Raw genomic sequence first — 18,711 nt, 5'->3', positions numbered from 1 at the left:
CGTAAGGCTCGTCAGAGACGAGCGTTAATCATATTCTTGCCCCGACACCGGGTCGGGACGGCGGCACCAGGCCTGTTCCGTGTGCGGCGGCGAATTACCAGCGCGCTTTCAGCAGGTTTGGCTGAATCCCGCCAATCGAGCGGGTATTACCAAACACCTGCGGCGCAATGCCAGCTTCAAACTCTTCACGGAAATATTTAATGGCGCTCTGCAACGGCTCAACCGCGCCGGGGGCGTGGGCGCAGAAGGTTTTACCCGGGCCAAGCTGACGGCAGAGTTGCAGCAGGGTTTCAATATCCCCCGGCTGACCCTGCTTCTGCTCCAGCGCACGCAGAATTTTCACACTCCACGGCAGGCCGTCACGGCATGGCGTACACCAGCCGCACGACTCACGGGCAAAGAACTCTTCCAGATTGCGCACCAGCGAAACCATGTTGATCTCATGATCGACCGCCATCGCCAGCGCCGTACCGAGACGACTGCCCGCTTTGCCAATGCTGGCAAATTCCATCGGCAGATCGAGGTGTTCATCGGTCAGGAAGTCGGTCCCTGCCCCGCCGGGCTGCCAGGCTTTGAACTTCAGTCCGTCACGCATCCCGCCCGCATAATCCTCAAGGATTTCACGCGCGGTAATGCCGAACGGCAGTTCCCAGACGCCAGGGTTTTTCACCCGGCCGGAGAAGCCCATCATTTTGGTGCCGGCGTCGTCGCTTTTAGAGATGCCTTTGTACCACTCCACGCCATTAGCCAGAATCGCCGGGACATTGGAAAGGGTTTCGACGTTATTGACGCAGGTCGGTTTGCCCCACACGCCCGCACTCGCCGGGAATGGCGGTTTAGAGCGCGGGTTAGCGCGGCGGCCTTCCAGCGAGTTAATCAGCGCCGTCTCTTCGCCGCAGATATAGCGGCCCGCGCCGGTGTGCACAATCAACTCAAAGTCAAAACCGGTACCGAGAATATTTTTACCGAGATAGCCCGCTTCGGTGGCTTCGGCAATCGCACGGCGCAGATGAACCGCCGCTTCAATATATTCGCCGCGTAAGAAGATGTAGCCACGGTAAGCCTTCAGCGCAAAGGCGCTGATCAGCATCCCTTCCACCAGCTGGTGGGGCATCTGCTCCATCAGCAGGCGATCTTTATAGGTGCCTGGCTCCATCTCATCGGCGTTACACAGCAGGTAACGGATGTTCATCGACTCATCTTTCGGCATCAGGCTCCACTTCAGTCCAGTGGAGAAGCCCGCGCCGCCGCGTCCTTTCAGACCTGAGTCTTTAACCGCCGCCACGATCTCATCCGGTGACATGCTGTTGAGCGCCTTTTCCGCACCGGCATAGCCGTTTTTACTGCGGTACTCCTCAAGCCAGACCGGTTGCTTATCGTCACGCATCCGCCAGGTCAGCGGATGGGTTTCAGCAGTACGAATGATCTGTTTTATTGTCATTGATACTGCTCCAGCAAAGAAGGAATGCCTTCCGGCGTCAGATGGACATGGGTATCTTCATCCACCATCATGGTTGGGCCTTTATCGCAGTTGCCCAGACAGCAGGTAGGCAGCAGCGTAAAGCGGCCATCCGCCGTGGTCTGGCCAGGCTTAATCTTCAGCTCCTGCTCCAGCGCGGACTGAATGCCCTGATACCCGGTGATATGACAGACCACGCTGTCGCAGTAACGGATTACGTGGCGACCCACCGGCTGACGGAAGATCTGGCTGTAGAATGTCGCCACCCCTTCAACGTCACTGGCCGGGATCCCCAGCACCTCAGCGATGGCATGGATAGCGCCATCCGGCACCCAGCCGCGCTGCTTCTGCACAATTTTCAGTGCTTCAATCGAGGCTGCACGCGCATCTTCATAGTGGTGTTTTTCGTGCTCAATGGCGTGATGCTCTTCCGCGCTCAGCACGAAGACCTCGTTAGGGTCGATCGTTTTAATGGCAATGTGTTGATCGTGCATAATTAGCGGTCCACGTCTGACATAACAAAATCGATACTACCCAGATAGACGATCAGGTCGGATACCAGGCTGCCACGAATTACCGACGGGATCTGTTGCAGATGCGGGAAGCTCGGCGTACGCACGCGGGTGCGGTAACTCATGGTGCTGCCATCACTGGTCAGGTAGTAGCTGTTGATCCCTTTGGTCGCCTCAATCATCTGGAAAGATTCATTGGCTGGCATGACCGGACCCCAGGAGACCTGGAGGAAGTGGGTGATCAGGGTTTCAATGTGCTGCAACGTGCGCTCTTTCGGTGGCGGCGTGGTCAGCGGGTGATCCGCCTTGAACGGCCCCTCTGGCATGTTGTTGAGGCACTGCTCCAGAATACGCAGTGACTGCCACATCTCTTCCATCTTCAGCTGTACGCGGCTGTAAGCGTCGCTGACGCCTGAGCCCACCGGGATTTCAAAGTCGAAGTTTTCGTAGCCTGAATAGGGACGCCATTTGCGCACATCAAAGTCGAGACCGGTGGCACGCAGACCCGCACCAGTGGTGCCCCACGCCAGCGCCTCTTCCATGTTGTAGGCGGCCACACCTTTGGAGCGACCGACCAGCACGCTGTTGCGCAGCGCCGCTTTGTCATACTCCTTCAGACGCTTCGGCATCCAGTCGAGGAAGTCACGCAGCAGGCGTTCCCAGCCTTTCGGCAGATCGTGCGCCACGCCGCCGATGCGGAACCACGCCGGGTGCATACGGAAACCGGTGATCGCTTCCACCACGTCATAAATTTTCTGACGGTCGGTAAAGGCGAAGAAGACCGGCGTCATCGCGCCGACGTCCTGAATAAAGGTCGAGATATAGAGCAGGTGGCTGTTGATGCGGAACAGCTCAGAGAGCATCACGCGGATCACGTTGACGCGGTCCGGCACCACGATGCCCGCCAGTTTTTCCACCGCCAGCACGTAAGGCATTTCGTTTACGCAACCGCCGAGATACTCGATGCGATCGGTGTAAGGAATATAGCTGTGCCAGGACTGCCGCTCGCCCATCTTTTCAGCACCACGATGGTGGTAGCCGATGTCAGGCACGCAGTCGACGATCTCTTCACCATCCAGTTGCAGAATGATGCGGAACGCACCGTGCGCCGAGGGATGGTTAGGACCGAGGTTCAGAAACATGAAGTCTTCATTGGTGGTGCTGCGCTTCATGCCCCAGTCTTCGGGTTTGAAGGTCAGCGCCTCCATCTCTAAATCTTCTTTCTGCTTGGTCAGCGTGAAAGGATCGAACTCGGTGGCGCGCGCCGGATAATCTTTACGCAGCGGATGCCCTTCCCAGGTCGGCGGCATCATGATGCGCGTCAGGTGCGGGTGGCCATCAAAGGTGACACCAAACATCTCCCAGGTTTCGCGCTCATACCAGTTGGCATTCGGGAAAAGACGGGTGATGGTCGGCAGGTGCATATCGTTTTCAGATAATGCCACCTTGAGCATGATGTCACGATTGCGTTCAATCGACAGCAGGTGATAGAAAACGGAAAAATCCGCCGCAGGCAGGCCTGCGCGGTGGGTACGTAAACGCTCATCCACGCCATGCAGGTCATAGAGCATGACGTAGGGCTTAGGCAATTTACGCAGGAATTCGGTGATTTCCAGTATCTGTTCACGCTTGACCCAGACCACCGGAATGCCGGTGCGGGTTGGCTGAACGGTAAAGGCATCCGGCCCAAAACGGTTACGCAACTCGCCGATCACCGGATCATCCAGGTGATCACGGGTTTGCCATAGAGGCTGAGCGAGATCTTGCGTGGTCAAATCTGTCATACGTTACTCACCATTCCGGCCTGGTCACAGGCACTCAAATGAAGGCGTCAGGATGGGGCCATGCATTAAATTGTGATGTTCTGCTGCTGGCGCGGTTGTCCATCCATACGGTTTTAAACTTCGTCCGGGCTGCGCAGGTTCGTCACTGCGATGCGCTCGCCACGTTTTCTTTCACGCTCGGATGGCATGTTGGCGCGGTAAACGCCCTGATCGCCAACCACCCAGGAAAGCGGACGACGCTCTTTGCCAATCGACTCCTGCAACAGCAGCAGCGCCTGCATATAGGCTTCAGGACGTGGCGGGCAGCCAGGAATATACACGTCAACCGGCAGGAATTTATCGACGCCCTGCACCACCGAGTAGATGTCATACATGCCGCCCGAGTTGGCGCAGGCGCCCATAGAGATGACCCATTTGGGTTCCAGCATCTGGTCGTATAAACGCTGAATCACCGGCGCCATTTTGGTAAATGGCGTACCGGCGATCACCATGAAATCGGCCTGACGCGGCGAGGCGCGCATAACTTCAGCACCGAAACGCGCCACGTCGTGTACCGCGGTAAACGACGTGGTCATCTCAACGTAACAACAGGACAGGCCAAAGTTGTAAGGCCAGAGGGAATTTTTACGTCCCCAGTTCACCATGTCATGCAGGGCATTTTCGAGTTTGCCCATGTAGACGCTGCGATGAACGTGCTGCTCCAGCGGATCGCTGACGATTTCCTGCTTTTGCAGAGGATAACGGTCGTTCTCACCACCGTTCGGGTCTATGCGGGTGAGCGTATAGTCCATCTTATTGCCTCTCTTTTACTGCTTATGAGGATTGGTGTGGCTGACCGTAGTGGTTTTAACCACCACCCGACGACGGGCAGGTGCCCAGTCCAGTGCGCCAATGCGTACCAGATAGACCAGACCCGCCAACAGCACCAAAATGAAAATTGCGGCTTCCACAAAGCCGACCCAGCCGCTTTCACGGATTGAGGTCGCCCATGCGTATAAAAAGAGGGCTTCGACGTCAAAGATGACGAAAAACATCGCAACCAGATAGAATTTTGCCGACAGGCGGATATGAGTATCACCGACGGATTCAATGCCCGACTCGAACGGCGTATCTTTGTAGCGGGCGCGGGCTCTGCCGCCAAGCAGCCATCCTCCGGTCAGCATAAAAGCACACAGGCCAAAAGCGATGACAATAAAGACGATAAACGCCCAGTGCTGAGCGATAATTTCGGTGGTAGTTGACATACTCTTTGCTTACTCATCAAAAGTGGTGCTGGCATCCTGCTCGCGTTTCCCGCAGCAAACTGACCACATCGATTCAAGGGAAGGATAAAAACCTTTCAAATGTCGCTGTTCAACCTAATAAACAGCAATTTTATGGGGTTTTTTACTCCTTTCGATAACCTTTTGTCAACTTTGACAAAAGTATCCAAACATTATTTCACACCTGCATCATATTATTAACAATTGATGCCCCGCTTTCCAGCTAAATCGCTTCAGTATGTAGGGTTAATTTTAGTGTAGCGGGTATTTACACGCATGGATCGTGCATTTAACAAACATATTTTGACAGGTCTCACTCTGTTTTCCTTCCCCTTAACAGGGGTATTTTCTTGATCCAGAACACACTTTTGCCCTTTTTGCGTTAATTTTCTCCATCGCACCGGATGATTCGGAACAAAGCGTTCAATTTTTTGGTGGGTAAATTTCAATCAGGTCCAGAATGGAATTTATTACGGTGGGTAACTATTGGCGGCAGGCTGGCATTATGGCCGCAGAAAGGGATGGAGAGAGACAGGGATAAAAAAAGCCTCTCGTTCTGCGTATAGAAAGAGAGGCTTATTTATAAGGATCGGTTAAGACAGGATCGCCGGTGTAGGGTGAAACACGTTAGCGAAATTACTCTTCGTCATCCAGCAACAGTGCGCCATCGGGATTAGCGCTCAGGTTGTAGGGATCATTGGTGGACTGCATGGCGTTAAAGATAGCCAGCGCCAGTTCGTTATCACTGTCAGGATTACGGCACAGCAAATATTGCGTATCCGGCAATACCGGCAGCCCTTCTGCCGCACCCATCACCCGCAGTTCCGGGCTCATCATCTCAACCGGACGCGCAGTGACACCCAATCCCGCTTTAACCGCAGCACGCACCGCAGCCAGCGTAGAGGCGACATACGAAATACGCCACGGGATACCCGCTTCATTCAGATGGTCGATCGCCATATCACGGTATGGGCTCGGCTCATCCAGCAGCACCAATGGAATCGCTTCCCCGCGCTGGAAGATGTAATCCGCTGCGCAGTACCACAAGGTCGGTGAAGTACGCAGCACCTGATAGGTGAAATTACCGGGGCTGGAGGTGGTAACAACCAGATCCACTTCACCCTGATTCAACATCTCCATCATGAATGGATTACGTTTAACCCGGACGTCGATAGCCAGTTTTGGATAGACCGAGGTTACGCGGTTCAGCAGGAACGGCAGAATGGTGTCAGAGGTGTCGTCAGAAGCACCAATGGTCAGCACACCCTGGATATTGCTGTACATCAGTGAGGTACAGGCTTCGTCATTGAAACGAAGGATTTTTCTGGCATAGCCTAATAGCTGGATCCCATGCTCGGTTAACAGCTTATTACGTCCATGTCTGGCAAACAGCTCTTTACCTACCAATTGTTCCAGACGTTGCATCTGCTGACTGACTGCTGACTGGGTTCTGCATACCGCCGCAGCGGCGGCTGCAAAGGTGTTCAGATCCGCAACGGCGACGAAAGTTCTCAGCAGATCGAGGTCGAGATTCAGTATCGGACGATTTGCATTAGTCATGTTTTTTTCTTCACTTATAAGATTTTTACGAACTACTACCCTGGTGTTATTACAGGCTGATCAAAGTGATAAGCCGTAATGGTGCTCAATGACAGTCCTGTGAAGACTGACATAAAAAATTCTACTCTGGAGCCGGCGCTGTTGACTCATCTGAAAGGGTCACAGTGCTATAAAGACAGAAACAACTTCTGAACCGAAGGCGCGGGGCGCGAATGCAGGAAGCTGCGTAGTTGTCTTATTTCCCACCAGAAACGCATCGATGGGATAGATTGCGCGTTTTGTGGCCTCTGGAGACGAAGCGGCAAAGTGCACTAAATAATAAATTATACTTAATCATTTTTGACTTCAAAATGGAAATGATTTTGTGAAAAGCGCTGTAAATTTTGTGCTAAAGGCTTTTACCCGCCTGTAAGCCACATTATTGATCATATTTTACGCCTCCGGCATCCCGATTTCTGCGGCTGAAGTGATAAGTCACGCCGTGAAATGCTCAAATCCGCAGCAACAGGCTGGCGTGATTCTGGCACTTCTCCGGCGATCACAACACCTTAACCCTGATAATCTTAAGCTGCGTTAAGGCGTGCGGCATTATTGCGCCTGAATATTGTCTAATAATTAATCATTCATAAAATATCGTTTAACTATTTCAGCGGGTATGTATTGCAGATGCAAAGAAAGGTTCCCGGCGTTTAAGACTCAAATATGTTTCATAATGTGGAAAAAACCGGATCGGACTCCCGCCGCGTCAGACAGAGGAAAATAGCGCCTGATTATTTTTATCTGGAGAATTTAACCAGCTGTTAGCGCGACAATTCTCTTTTGCACTACTGGCTGGATAAAAAGTTGGTGAACGCGCCAAAACCTGGCACTACCCTTCATTTGTGACCGGGAGGAGAGTACATTGTGCTGGATTGATTTCTGCGGCAGCCAAAAGGATTCTGCCCATTAAGGCGACAACAATGACTTTTCAAATTGATAAATCCGCAAAACTGGATAACGTCTGTTATGACATTCGTGGCCCGGTACTGAAAGAGGCCAAACGTCTCGAAGAAGAAGGCAATAAAGTTCTGAAGCTGAACATCGGGAATCCGGCCCCGTTTGGCTTCGAAGCGCCCGATGAGATCCTGGTCGATGTGATTCGAAACCTTCCCAGCGCGCAGGGCTATTGCGACTCCAAAGGACTCTATTCCGCCCGTAAAGCGATCATGCAGCACTACCAGGCGCGCGAGATGCGCGATGTCACGGTAGAAGACATCTACATCGGCAACGGGGTTTCTGAGCTGATCGTGCAGGCGATGCAGGCGCTGCTGAACAGCGGCGATGAGATGCTGGTGCCGGCGCCCGACTATCCGTTATGGACGGCCGCGGTCTCCCTCTCCAGCGGCAAAGCGGTGCACTATCTGTGTGACGAGTCCGCAGGCTGGTTCCCGGACCTGGAGGATATTCGCAGCAAGATCACCCCCCGCACCCGCGGCATCGTGATTATCAACCCGAATAACCCTACCGGTGCGGTCTACAGCAAAGAGCTGCTGTTAGAAGTGGTCGAAATTGCGCGTCAGCATAACCTGATCATTTTCGCTGATGAGATCTACGACAAGATCCTTTATGACGACGCGCAGCATCACTGCATCGCCGCGTTAGCCCCTGACCTGCTCACTGTCACTTTTAATGGTCTCTCTAAAACCTATCGCGTGGCCGGTTTCCGCCAGGGCTGGATGGTGCTGAACGGACCGAAGAAACATGCCAAAGGTTATATTGAAGGGCTGGAGATGCTCGCTTCGATGCGGCTGTGCGCCAACGTGCCGGCCCAGCATGCGATTCAGACGGCGCTCGGCGGCTATCAGAGCATCAGTGAATTTATTATGCCTGGCGGCCGTCTCTACGAGCAGCGTCAGCGTGCCTGGGAGCTGATCAACGATATTCCTGGCGTCAGCTGCGTCAAGCCGCAGGGTGCGCTCTATATGTTCCCGAAAATTGACGCGAAGAAATTCAACATCTTCGACGATCAGAAGATGGTGCTGGATTTCCTGTTACAGGAGAAAGTGCTGCTGGTTCAGGGCAGCGCCTTCAACTGGCCGTGGCCGGATCACCTGCGCATCGTGACGCTGCCGCGCGTTGACGATCTGGAGATGGCGATCAATAAATTTGGCCGCTTCCTGCAAGGCTATCGTCAGTAATCAGGCCCGCGTATACTGACGCTATTTGGGGAGAGCCTCTCTCCCCTGCCTGCTACAGGAACGCTCATGACTCAAAGCCACTTCTTTGCCCACCTCTCCCGTCTTAAGCTGATCAACCGCTGGCCCCTGATGCGCAATGTGCGCACCGAGAACGTCTCCGAGCACAGTTTGCAGGTGGCGATGGTGGCGCACGCCCTGGCGGTGATTAAAAACCTGAAGTTCAGCGGCAATCTTAATGCCGACCGCATCGCCATGCTGGCGCTCTATCACGACGCCAGCGAAGTGCTGACCGGCGATCTGCCTACTCCGGTGAAGTATTACAACGCGCAGATCGCCCACGAATATAAAAAGATAGAGAAGATTGCCCAGCAGAAGCTGATTGAAATGCTGCCGGAGGAGTTTCAGGCGATCTACCGTCCGCTGATTGATGAGCACCTGCACAGCGACGAGGAGCAGGCGGTGGTGAAACAGGCGGATGCGCTGTGTGCCTATGTGAAATGTCTCGAGGAGCTGTCCGCCGGTAACAACGAATTTTTACTGGCTAAGGCGCGGCTGGAAAAGACCTTAGCGGACCGGCGCTCGCCGGAGATGGATTACTTTGTTGAAGTGTTTATTCCGAGCTTCAGCCTGTCACTGGATGAAATCTCGCAGGATACGCCGCTGTAACACCGGCGGTCAGACCGCCGGCGTTATATTTAAGCCTGCTGGCGGAAGGTAAAGCGACCATCTGCTTCACGGCTCACCACCAGCGACGCCAGCGATTCGAGCTTCAGCGCCACTTCATCCAGCCGTGGCGTCTCCGCCGGAGCATTGATTGCGATCACCGCGCAGCCGGCGTTCAGCCCGGACAGAATGCCGGCTGGCGCATCTTCCGCCACCACGCACGCGCTTGCCGCTAAGCCCAGCTTCTCTGCGCCGAGCAGATAGGGATCGGGTTCCGGTTTGCCTTTTGCCACCTGTTCCGCGGTGATAAACACCGCAGGCTGCGGAAGGCCCGCCGCTTTGTGGCGCGCATGGGCGACCGGCACCGAACCTGAGGTGACAATCGCCCAGGGGATCTGCAATTCATTCAGCTGGTTCAGCAGCGCTACCGCGCCTGGCAGCGCCTGCACACCCTCGGTGTCAGCCGCCTCGGCCTGCTCCAGCGCCACGAACTCCGCCTGGATAGCCTCTTCCGACTGACCTGCCATAAAGTGACGCAGAGAGGTGATCGCCTGTTTGCCGTGGATGAAATCCAGGATCTCCGCCGCCGCGATGCCATGGCGGGCACCCCACTGGCTCCAGGCTCGTTCAACCGCTGGCAGTGAATCCACCAGCGTGCCGTCTAAATCGAATAGAAAACCTCTGTACGTCACGCGCTCCTCCTCATCAGGCATTAATCACTTGCGCAATCTCGTTTGCGCTTAAATGGTACTGGCGCGGACAAGTCTGCCATAAAGCTAACATGCGTTGATACTTTTCCCACATTGGCGTCTGGGCATTAAAGCCGTGGCTGCCGGAGTCAAAGTGGGTGTAGCGCCCTTCGGTATTGACCATAAACCGGACGTAACCCAGCAGGCGCGCCTCGGTGGCGGCATCGAAACCGAGGAACGCGAGACGCCGCTCTTCAAGCTGATCTTTATCTTTCAGGTTTGACCAGGAGACATGAAGAGCGTGATGCATCTCCATAATGTCGATCACGGTGCGGCAGGTCGCTTCGCTGAGTTCACCGAACTCTTTATCCAGCTCACGCATCTGCAACGCATAACCGCGTTCGATGATGGTCTGATAGCGGCGAAAACGCTCGGCGTTTTCCGGCTCCAGCATGGACATGATTTTGTACTGGTTGGTAAGAATCAGGCGCTGCGCGTGGGTCATTTCCATCATTCACTCCCGGTCAGAGACCGCTCAGTTAATCGACAATGCGGAAATGATTGCACAGCGTCAGCGAGACGGAAATCGTCGTATCGCCTTTCTTTGATTTGGTCGCAGGTTAGCGGTAATTATTTTACCGCCAGCCGGAGAGAAGTCAGAGATCGTCGAGGAAGGTACGGTCCAGCTGTTTAAAAGCGCGCTTCAGCAGGTCAGCCAGCGCCTGATAGGTTGGCTTGCCCTCAACCGGCGCATTCGCCTGCCCCGCCTCTTCCAGACGGGCGCGGACTTCATGGAACCAGTTCAGCAGCGTCGGCGGCAGTGGCGTGATGGAACGCTTGCCCAGCCACCATAACCCCTGCATCGGCAGGCTACAGGCAAACAGCGCGGTCGCGACCGCCGGGCCTAACTGACCGCCCATCGCGATCTGCCACGTCAGGGTGAAAATCGCCAAAGGGGGCATAAAGCGGATCGCAAAGCGCGTCGCCGAGGAGACGCGGTTTTCCGGGAACACCGGGGCCAGGCGTTTGTCAGCCGGCCAGGTCTTCATATAGTGCTGTCCGCGCTGAAACATGCGAAACCAGTTGGTACTGCCAGATTCATTCGCCATGGCTTACCTCAACTAATACTGTAAAGATTAAAAAATAGTTATAACCACACAACTTTACGTGACATCCTTCAATTCTTTTTGTCTTTAAAGATGACTCCGGCTATCCTGACGCCGTTTCAACACCTCTCTGGAAGCGGCACGCGCCTTTGGGAAGAGGCTTGAGCCATGTTTCGACAAGGCGATCTTCAAATTTTTTCGTAAGATTACCGAAATTTTTTGCGGAAATGCAGAATTCTGTCTACCGCATGATGTTTGTCATTAATCTACCAGCTTTCATGAACTACGCTGTTAGTCTGATTGCGTTTTATTTAGCCACTCTCAAAAAATAGGTACTTCCATGTCGAGTAAGTTAGTTCTGGTTCTGAACTGTGGCAGCTCTTCCCTCAAGTTTGCCATCCTCAACCCCGCCAGCGGTGACGAATTCCTGTCGGGCCTGGCCGAATGTTTTCACCTTCCTGAAGCCCGTATTAAATGGAAACTGGAAGGCCAGAAGCAGGAAGCGCCTTTGGGTGCTGGCGCAGCGCACAGCGAAGCGCTGAATTTCATCGTTAAAACCATTCTGGCACAAAAACCTGAGCTTTCGGCACAAATTGCTGCAATCGGTCACCGTATCGTTCACGGCGGCGAGCAGCTGACACAGTCAGTGATCATTACCGAAGAGGTAATTCAGGGGATTAAAGACGCCTCCTCGTTTGCCCCGCTGCACAACCCCGCCCATCTGATCGGTATCGATGAGGCGATGAAAAACTTCCCGCACCTGTCAGATAAGAATGTCGCGGTATTTGACACCGCATTCCATCAGACAATGCCGGAAGAGTCTTATCTCTATGCGCTGCCTTACAAATTATATAAAGAACATGGCGTCCGTCGCTATGGCGCGCATGGCACCAGCCACTTCTATGTCACTCACGAAGCGGCCAAAATGCTTAACAAGCCACTTGAGTCACTGAACATCATCACCTGTCACCTCGGCAACGGCGGTTCAGTCTCTGCGATTCGCAATGGCGAATGCGTCGACACCTCTATGGGCCTGACCCCACTGGAAGGCCTGGTGATGGGCACCCGCAGTGGCGACATCGACCCCGCGATCGTCTTCTTCCTGCACGATACCCTGGGCATGAGCGTTGACGCGATCAACAAACTGCTGACCAAAGAGTCTGGCCTGCTGGGTCTGACCGAAGTCACCAGCGACTGCCGTTACGTTGAAGATAACTACACCACCAAAGAAGACGCGAAGCGCGCAATGGATGTGTTCTGCCACCGTCTGGCAAAATATATCGGCAGCTACACCGCCCTGATGGATGGCCGACTTGACGCGGTAGTCTTTACCGGTGGTATCGGCGAGAACGCCGCGATGGTGCGTGAAATTACGCTGAAAAAGCTGGCGCTGATCGGCTTTGACGTCGACCACGAACGTAATCTCGCGGCCCGCTTTGGCAAGTCTGGCTACATCAATAAAGAGGGCACCCGCCCGGCGCTGGTGATCCCAACCAACGAAGAGTTGGTTATCGCCCAGGACGCCGCGCGTCTCACTGCGTAAACACTTCTCTCCGTCAGCTCAGGCTGACGGAGTTGTTTTTGACACCCTGCCATTTCTGAGAGGTTCAATCGTGTCACGTACAATTATGCTCATTCCGACCGGCACCAGCGTCGGCCTGACCAGCGTCAGCCTCGGCGTTATCCGCGCCATGGAACGTAAAGGCGTGCGTCTCAGCGTCTTCAAGCCTATCGCTCAGCCGCGCACCGGCGGCGATACCCCGGATCAGACCACCACCATTATCCGTAAGAACTCGTCGATTCCTGCTGCTGAACCGTTGCAGATGTCGCGCGTTGAATCCCTGCTCGGTGCTAACCAGCAGGACGTCCTGATGGAAGAGATTATCGCCCGTTACCACGCCAACACCCAGGATGCCGAAGTGGTACTGGTAGAAGGCTTGGTACCAACCCGCAAACATCAGTTCGCCAGCGCGCTTAACTACGAAATCGCCAAGACCCTGAATGCGGAAATCGTCTTTGTGATGGCGCTGGGTAATGATTCCCCGGCGCAGCTGAAAGAGCGCATTGAGCTGACCCAGAGCAGCTTCGGTGGCCAGAAGAACAAAAACATCACAGGCGTGATCATCAACAAACTCAACGCGCCGGTGGATGAACAGGGTCGTACGCGCCCTGACCTGTCTGAAATCTTTGATGACTCATCAAAAGCCAGCATTGCCAATATCGATCCTAAACAGCTCTTTTCCGACAGCCCGCTGCCGGTACTGGGCTGTGTGCCGTGGAGCTTTGACCTGATCGCCACCCGTGCCATCGATATGTGCCGCCACCTGAACGCGCGCATCATCAACGAGGGTGAGATTCAGACCCGCCGGGTGAAATCGGTGACCTTCTGCGCCCGCAGCATTCCCCATATGCTGGAGCACTTCCGTCCGGGCTCGCTGCTGGTGACCTCCGCCGACCGCCCTGATGTGCTGGTCGCCGCCTGCCTGGCCGCGATGAACGGTGTGGAGATCGGCGCTATCCTGCTGACCGGTAACTATGAGATTGACGAGCGCATCGCCCGCCTGTGCGACCGCGCCTTCCAGACCGGCCTGCCGGTATTTATGGTGAAAACCAACACCTGGCAGACCTCGCTCAACTTACAGAGCTTTAACCTGGAAGTGCCGGCTGACGATACACAGCGCATTGAAAAAGTGCAGGAGTATGTCGCCAACTACATCAATGCTGACTGGATTGAGTCACTGAGCGCCACCTCAGAGCGCAGCCGTCGCCTCTCGCCGCCAGCCTTCCGTTACCAGCTGACCGAGCTGGCACGCAAAGCAGGCAAACGGGTGGTGCTGCCAGAGGGCGATGAGCCGCGTACCGTGAAAGCGGCCGCCATCTGTGCCGAACGCGGTATCGCGACCTGCGTGCTGTTAGGTAACCCGGATGAGATTCAGCGCGTGGCCGCCGCTCAGGGCGTGGAACTGGGCAAAGGGGTGGAGATTGTCGATCCTGCTCAGGTGCGTGAAAACTACGTGCCGCGCCTGGTTGAACTGCGTAAGAGCAAAGGCATGACCGAAGTGGTCGCCCAGGAGCAGCTGGAAGATAACGTGGTGCTCGGCACCATGATGCTGGAGCGTGGCGAAGTGGATGGCCTGGTGTCAGGTGCGGTTCACACCACCGCCAACACCATTCGTCCGCCATTGCAGCTGATCAAAACCGCGCCTAACAGCTCGCTGGTTTCCTCGGTGTTCTTTATGCTGCTGCCGGAGCAGGTGCTGGTCTATGGTGACTGCGCGATTAACCCGGACCCGACCTCTGAGCAGCTGGCGGAGATTGCGATTCAGTCGGCCGATTCCGCCAAAGCCTTTGGTATCGACCCGCGCGTGGCGATGATCTCCTACTCCACCGGTAATTCTGGTGCCGGCAGCGACGTGGAAAAAGTGCGTGAAGCGACCCGCATTGCGCAGGAGAAACGTCCCGATCTGGTGATTGATGGTCCGTTGCAGTATGACGCCGCCATCATGGAAGATGTGGCGAAATCGAAAGCGCCGAACTCTCAGGTGGCCGGTCGCGCCACGGTGTTTATCTTCCCGGATCTCAACACCGGTAACACCACTTACAAAGCGGTACAGCGCTCGGCGGATCTGATCTCTATCGGTCCGATGCTGCAAGGGATGCGCAAACCGGTCAACGACCTGTCACGCGGCGCGCTGGTTGATGACATCGTTTATACCATCGCCCTGACCGCAATTCAGTCAAAACAGGCTGAAGGCTGATTCTCCGGCCATAAGGTAAAAGGCATGCCCGCGGGCATGCCTTTTTTTTGTCAGCGGGAACGGTCGCCAGCGGTCAGGCCCGGTTCTCCCCGTTACGGCTCATCCACAGCGACAGCGCCTTCAGCGAATCGTCGGTAAACTCGTCACAGCGCGCGGTGATCTCGTCTGGCGTCATCCAGATAATCTCATCGACTTCCGATTCCTGCATGGCGAAGGGTCCGTGCGACACGCAACTGAACAGGCCACCCCAGACGCGGCAGTGCTCATCTTCGAAGTAGAATTTGCCATGCTCCGCAAAGGGCACCGCGGCAATCCCCAGCTCCTCTTCCGCTTCACGTCGCGCCGACTCCAGCATATCTTCACCGCTCTGCACTACGCCGCCAGCGGTCGCGTCCAGTTTACCCGGCATAAAATCTTTTATCTCGGTGCGACGCTGTACCAGAATCTTGCCCATACCGTCATGAACCACAATATAGGTGGCGCGGTGACGCAGGCACTGGGCACGCATCTGCGCACGTGTCGCCTGAGCAACGACTTCATTCTCTTCGTTTACAATATCGACCCATTCGATGCCGTCACCCGCAGTTTGATCCACCATCCGTAACCCTTTCCTGTTTGGCGTGCCTGGATGCACACCGTTTGCCCGTTATTTTTATGTGGCGTAAGGTAATCACTTCCGTCAGCTTGAGCAAGCCTCAGCCGTTATCGATTTTTACCACTTTCTGCTAACCACAGTTGTACCGAGGCTCGCTGCCACTGAAACTCAGCATAATGCTGTAAACGCGGCGGCAGAGGATCGCCATGCAATACCAGCCGGTTAAGCATCACCGCCAGGTCCGTATCGGCGATCGACCACTCTCCAAAAAGATTCTGCTGCTGCTCTGGCAGCAGACGCTCGACCGCGCGAATCAGCTTATCCACCGCCTGTTGCGCCGAGGCGCTCAGCGGGGCGAAGCGTTCACCGGCGAACAGCACTTCTGTCGGACGCTCCTGGCGGATCCACTGAAAATCGCTGCGCAGCCAGGCCTGTATCTCCCTGGCATGGGCACGCTGCTCGCGGTCACGCGGGTAGAGACGTTCAAACTCCGGCGCGGGAAAACGCTCCTCCAGATATTCGCTGATGGCGGAAGACTCACTTAACAGAAAGCCGTCAACCTGCAAGGTCGGCACCCGACAGGTCAGGGAAAGCTCACGGTACTCCGCTGCATATTGCTGATTTCTGGATAAATCGACACGCTTTAAGCTAAACGGGATGCCCTTTTCGGTAAGCGCAACATAAGCCGACATGGCGTAAGGACTGAAAAATGATGAATCTGACCACAGGGTAATGGACGGATAGTTCATCGATAACCTCAATTGGCTGTCAGGGTTGCATCATGTTTACCGACTTTTATTTGCGAAGGCAACGCTGAGCTGGTCCGATGTTTGCCTCCTGAGTCAGAAAGCGCGACGCGACTCACTTCAGAGTGGCTCCACTCTTCTATGCTGAAGGGTGCGAATAACAAAAACGTTAAGGGAGCCACAACATGCATATTCTCATTACCGGGGGTACGGGACTGATAGGTCGGCATCTGATACCGCGCCTGCAACAGCAGGGTCATCAGATCAGTGTCGTGACACGTGATGTGGTCAGCGCCCGGGAAAAGCTGGGCGAAAACGTGGCGCTCTGGTCAGGCCTGGCGCAGCAGTCCAGCCTCGATAACATTGATGCGGTGATTAACCTGGCCGGCGAGCCGATTGCTGATAAACGCTGGACCGAGCCGCATAAACAGCAGCTGTGTGAAAGCCGCTGGCAGATCACCGAACAGATCGCCTCCCTGATCAACGCCAGCGCCACGCCGCCCGCCGTGCTGATCTCCGGTTCCGCCACTGGCTTTTATGGGGATACCGGCGATCTGGTGCTGACCGAAGAGGACCCCGGTCACGATGAGTTCACGCATCAGCTCTGCGCCCGCTGGGAGCAGCTGGCGCTCAGCGCGGAGAGCGAACGCACCCGCGTCTGCCTGTTGCGTACCGGCGTGGTGCTGGCGGCGGAAGGCGGCGCGCTCAGCAAGATGAAACTGCCGTTTAAGCTCGGTGTCGGCGGACCGATCGGCAGCGGCAAGCAGTACATGCCGTGGATCCATATTGACGACATGATCAACGGGATACTCTGGCTGCTGGATCATGACGATCTGCGCGGTCCGTTTAATATGGTGTCGCCCTATGCGGTGCGTAATGAGCAGTTCGCGGCAACGCTGGGCGAGGTGATGCATCGTCCGGCCTTTATGCGCACCCCGGCCAGCGCCATTAAACTGATGATGGGCGAGTCGTCGGTGCTGGTACTGGGAGGACAACATGTGCTGCCGAAGCGGCTGGAAGCCTCTGGCTTTGTTTTCCGCTGGTACGATTTGCAGAAAGCATTGCAGGATGTCGCAGGATAAACAGACGGCGGCTCCAGGCCGCCGTCTGTTTAATCAGCTACGCTGCCGCGCTACCCGCGACTGCATTGCCCTCTCCTCCCGCGTGTGCCCCGGTTGTGGCACACGAATAATAAAGGTCAGCACGCCAGCGAATACATATAGCGCAGTATAGGCCCATACCACACCGACAATATCGAAGAACGGCAGCATGACGGAGGCGATAGCCGGGGCCACAAAGTTACTGAGACCCGCAGACAGGTTATAAATCGAGACCGCAGCCCCTTTGTGATGCGGCTCCAGCGTCGGAAACACGGCGGTCATCGGCACAAACGCGGCGACAAAGATCCCCAGCATGACCGCAGGGATTAATGCGACCCAGAAGTTATGACCCGCATAGAGCGGCAGATAATAAAAAGTCAGGCTGGAGATGGCCATCCCCAGACAACCAAACCAGCGTACCTGACGGATCCAGCCCAGCTTCTCACCGGTAAGGCCCCAGAAGATATTTGTGAAGATAGTGACAAAGAAGAACACCGCCCAGATTTGCAGCCATTCAGAAATGGAGAAGCCAAGACGATCGACAAACAGCAGTGGCATAACAATCGCGAAACCAAACAGTGACAGCGTGTTGATGATGCGAATCAGGCAGGCATAAAAGACATGCTGATTGGTAAACAGGATGGTCACGGCACGCGACATCTCTGTCATCTTGTCACGCATCGGCAGGTTCACCCGGGATCGATCTACCGGCACATTGCGCAGGCTGAACCAGGCAAGAATCCCGCCGCAGGCTACCCAGATGATGGCCAGCCACAATGTCCCCGTCTCCCCCAGCATCGGAATGGTCAGACTGGGCAGATAGCTGCCAACCACACCGATGCCGATAGAATACATCGCCCAGAACCAGCCGGTCGCCGCCGCCAGTTTTTCGCGCGGTAAGACCTGCACCAGCATCATCATGAACGAGTAAATAAACAGCGGATAAGCCAGCCCGCGAATGCCGTAGAACAGCACCATGAGCGGATAGTTGCGCAGTCCAAGCCCAAGCGACATAAACAGCGTATGCATGACAATCCAGAGCACAAAGCCAATCATCATCGCGCGCTGCGGTGTGATCAGCTCGGCGACCACGCCCGACGCCCAGGCTGCCAGCGCTGCCGCCAGGCCATAGAAGGTGAACACCACCGCCGACTTTGCGGGCGTAAAGCCCATATCGGTGATATGGCGCGACAAAAACGCCATTTCAAAACCATCACCCGCCATAAAGATGGCGATAGCGAGGAAACCCCAGAACATCTTTTTCGGTAAGCCAAACCAGTATTCGTTCGATTGCATCACC

Annotated in this window: 17 protein-coding genes; 5 read left to right on the top strand and 12 right to left on the bottom strand. The window is 55.2% G+C overall.

Annotation, left to right across the window (positions count from 1 at the left end; translation table 11 throughout):
• Positions 1–94: 94 nt before the first annotated feature.
• From nuoF to lrhA, 6 genes are all read right to left on the bottom strand, one after another.
• Positions 95–1,435 carry an NADH-quinone oxidoreductase subunit NuoF gene (gene nuoF, locus ACCW71_RS04110; protein WP_436370163.1) on the bottom strand — a complete coding sequence of 447 codons (1,341 nt, stop codon included), beginning with the start codon at positions 1,433–1,435 and terminating at the stop codon, positions 95–97.
• Positions 1,436–1,437: 2 nt separating this feature from the next.
• On the bottom strand, positions 1,438–1,953 hold the full coding sequence (gene nuoE / locus ACCW71_RS04105; RefSeq protein ID WP_436369814.1) for an NADH-quinone oxidoreductase subunit NuoE: 516 nt from the start codon (positions 1,951–1,953) through the stop codon (positions 1,438–1,440).
• A 2-nt stretch (positions 1,954–1,955) separates the two neighbouring features.
• Positions 1,956–3,755 (bottom strand): NADH-quinone oxidoreductase subunit C/D, encoded by a 1,800-nt coding sequence (nuoC, locus tag ACCW71_RS04100; protein WP_436369813.1) that lies wholly within the window; start codon positions 3,753–3,755, stop codon positions 1,956–1,958.
• Positions 3,756–3,868: 113 nt separating this feature from the next.
• Positions 3,869–4,546, bottom strand: a complete 678-nt coding sequence (locus ACCW71_RS04095; protein WP_003854245.1) for a NuoB/complex I 20 kDa subunit family protein — start codon at positions 4,544–4,546, stop codon at positions 3,869–3,871.
• A 15-nt stretch (positions 4,547–4,561) separates the two neighbouring features.
• Positions 4,562–4,999 (bottom strand): NADH-quinone oxidoreductase subunit A, encoded by a 438-nt coding sequence (locus ACCW71_RS04090; RefSeq protein ID WP_033743372.1) that lies wholly within the window; start codon positions 4,997–4,999, stop codon positions 4,562–4,564.
• 654 nt (positions 5,000–5,653) lie between these two features.
• Positions 5,654–6,577: a transcriptional regulator LrhA gene (lrhA, locus tag ACCW71_RS04085; protein ID WP_436369812.1), complete on the bottom strand. Its 924-nt coding sequence runs from the start codon at positions 6,575–6,577 to the stop codon at positions 5,654–5,656.
• A gap of 959 nt (positions 6,578–7,536) precedes the next feature.
• On the opposite strand from lrhA, the gene ACCW71_RS04080 reads away from it, so the two are divergent.
• Positions 7,537–8,754 (top strand): pyridoxal phosphate-dependent aminotransferase, encoded by a 1,218-nt coding sequence (locus ACCW71_RS04080; protein WP_436369811.1) that lies wholly within the window; start codon positions 7,537–7,539, stop codon positions 8,752–8,754.
• A gap of 66 nt (positions 8,755–8,820) precedes the next feature.
• Complete coding sequence (gene yfbR, locus ACCW71_RS04075) at positions 8,821–9,420, top strand: 5'-deoxynucleotidase (RefSeq protein ID WP_436369810.1); 600 nt, start codon at positions 8,821–8,823, stop codon at positions 9,418–9,420.
• 29 nt (positions 9,421–9,449) lie between these two features.
• On the opposite strand, the gene ACCW71_RS04070 is transcribed toward yfbR, so the two are convergent.
• The 3 genes from ACCW71_RS04070 to yfbV form a co-directional block, all read right to left on the bottom strand.
• Positions 9,450–10,109 (bottom strand): sugar phosphatase, encoded by a 660-nt coding sequence (locus tag ACCW71_RS04070; protein ID WP_436369809.1) that lies wholly within the window; start codon positions 10,107–10,109, stop codon positions 9,450–9,452.
• Positions 10,110–10,122: 13 nt separating this feature from the next.
• Entirely contained in the window at positions 10,123–10,617 is a 495-nt protein-coding gene (locus ACCW71_RS04065) for a YfbU family protein (protein WP_436369808.1), read from the bottom strand.
• Positions 10,618–10,762: 145 nt separating this feature from the next.
• On the bottom strand, positions 10,763–11,215 hold the full coding sequence (yfbV, locus tag ACCW71_RS04060) for a terminus macrodomain insulation protein YfbV (protein WP_436369807.1): 453 nt from the start codon (positions 11,213–11,215) through the stop codon (positions 10,763–10,765).
• Between the two features lie 337 nt (positions 11,216–11,552).
• Here yfbV and ackA point away from each other — a divergent pair, with 337 nt between their 5' ends.
• On the top strand, positions 11,553–12,755 hold the full coding sequence (gene ackA / locus ACCW71_RS04055; protein WP_436369806.1) for an acetate kinase: 1,203 nt from the start codon (positions 11,553–11,555) through the stop codon (positions 12,753–12,755).
• A 70-nt stretch (positions 12,756–12,825) separates the two neighbouring features.
• Positions 12,826–14,970, top strand: a complete 2,145-nt coding sequence (gene pta / locus ACCW71_RS04050) for a phosphate acetyltransferase (protein ID WP_436369805.1) — start codon at positions 12,826–12,828, stop codon at positions 14,968–14,970.
• A 73-nt stretch (positions 14,971–15,043) separates the two neighbouring features.
• On the opposite strand, the gene yfcD is transcribed toward pta, so the two are convergent.
• Together yfcD and yfcF are read right to left on the bottom strand one after the other, a co-directional pair.
• Positions 15,044–15,568: an NUDIX hydrolase YfcD gene (yfcD, locus tag ACCW71_RS04045; protein WP_436369804.1), complete on the bottom strand. Its 525-nt coding sequence runs from the start codon at positions 15,566–15,568 to the stop codon at positions 15,044–15,046.
• A 104-nt stretch (positions 15,569–15,672) separates the two neighbouring features.
• Positions 15,673–16,314, bottom strand: a complete 642-nt coding sequence (yfcF, locus tag ACCW71_RS04040; RefSeq protein ID WP_436369803.1) for a glutathione transferase — start codon at positions 16,312–16,314, stop codon at positions 15,673–15,675.
• A gap of 182 nt (positions 16,315–16,496) precedes the next feature.
• Between yfcF and ACCW71_RS04035 the strand changes: the two genes are divergently transcribed.
• A complete protein-coding gene (locus ACCW71_RS04035; protein ID WP_436369802.1) occupies positions 16,497–17,393 on the top strand; it encodes a TIGR01777 family oxidoreductase in 897 nt (298 codons plus the stop codon).
• 33 nt (positions 17,394–17,426) lie between these two features.
• Here ACCW71_RS04035 and ACCW71_RS04030 read toward each other — a convergent pair whose 3' ends face one another.
• Complete coding sequence (locus ACCW71_RS04030) at positions 17,427–18,707, bottom strand: MFS transporter (RefSeq protein WP_436369801.1); 1,281 nt, start codon at positions 18,705–18,707, stop codon at positions 17,427–17,429.
• Positions 18,708–18,711 lie beyond the last annotated feature (4 nt).

The organism is Pantoea sp. C2G6 (assembly GCF_051336815.1).
Lineage (GTDB): Bacteria > Pseudomonadota > Gammaproteobacteria > Enterobacterales > Enterobacteriaceae > Pantoea.
This window is presented reverse-complemented; position numbering and strand designations above follow the sequence as displayed.